This is a genomic window from Streptomyces sp. NPDC058239 (genome assembly GCF_042882185.1).
GTDB lineage: Bacteria > Actinomycetota > Actinomycetes > Streptomycetales > Streptomycetaceae > Streptomyces.
This window is the reverse complement of record NZ_JBHVWS010000151.1, coordinates 1-1,053: the sequence shown is the minus strand read 5'-3', so window position 1 is coordinate 1,053 and position 1,053 is coordinate 1. Positions and strand designations below refer to the sequence as shown.

Genomic DNA, 1,053 nt, shown 5'->3' with positions numbered 1-1,053 from the left:
GCACACTCTCCGGATCGCTCTCCTCACCGAGCAGCTCACGCTGCCACAACGCATAATCCGCGTACTGCACCGGCAACGGCTCCCACCCAGGAGCCCGACCCGCGCAACGCGCCTCGTAGGCAGTGGCGAGGTCGCGGGCAAGCGGTCCGGCCGACCAGCCGTCGCTTGCGATGTGGTGCACCACCACGAGCAGGACGTGCTCATCCGCCCCGGCGGGGAACAGCCAGGCCCGGACCGGCACTTCGGACGTCAGGGCGAAGGGGTGCGAAGCGGCCCTGGTGACCGCTTCGGTGAGGCCGGTCGGCCCGTCCATCGCGGAACGGTCGACGACCTGAAGGTGCCATGCGATGTCCGCGAGGTCCAACACCTGTTGGAACGGCTCGCCTTCGGCCACTCCGAACACCGTCCGGAGCACCTCGTGACGGCCGATCACATCCCTCAGCGCGGCATCCAGCGCCCCGGCATCCACCCCGCCGGAAAGACGCAAGGCCATCGGAATGTTGTACGCGGGGCTGGGCCCTTCGAGCTGCTCGATGAACCACAGACGGCGCTGCGCAAACGACAACGGAAACATCAGGACTCCCCCTGGTTACGCATGGGCCGCAACGCCGGCCGCGCTGACTTCTTCGTTCCAAGCTTTTGTGCGAGCCCTGCCACCGTCGGTGCGTCGAACAAGGTCCGGATCTCCACCTCGACGCCGAGCACGGCCCTTATCTCGCTGACGAGCCTCACGCCCAGGAGCGAATGACCACCGAGGGCGAAGAAGTCGTCGTCGACTCCCACCTCAGGCAGTCCCAGGACGTCGGCGAAGACGGTGCACAGGAGCTCCTCCTGCGGCGTCGTCGGCCGACGGCTGGCCGCCGCCTTCGCAGACGCGTAGTCGGGTGCGGGCAGGGCCTTGCGGTCGAGTTTGCCGTTGACGGTCAGTGGGACTGTGTCCAGGACGACGACCGCCGAGGGAACCATGTGGGCGGGCAGCCTCCCGGCCACCACCTCCCGCACCGAGTCCGGAAGTTCGTCCCGGTCCGCACCCTCACCCGGCACGACATACGC

2 protein-coding genes are annotated in these 1,053 nt (G+C 68.2%); both read right to left on the bottom strand.

The window, feature by feature from the left end; all coding sequences use genetic code 11:
- On the bottom strand, nt 1–574 hold a 574-nt coding region (locus ACFVYE_RS47305), incomplete at its 3' end, for a condensation domain-containing protein (protein ID WP_389609790.1).
- Nucleotides 574–1,053, bottom strand: a 480-nt coding sequence (locus ACFVYE_RS47300) for a phosphopantetheine-binding protein (RefSeq protein ID WP_389609788.1), incomplete at its 5' end; no start/stop codon positions are given. The genes ACFVYE_RS47305 and ACFVYE_RS47300, both read right to left, overlap by 1 nt.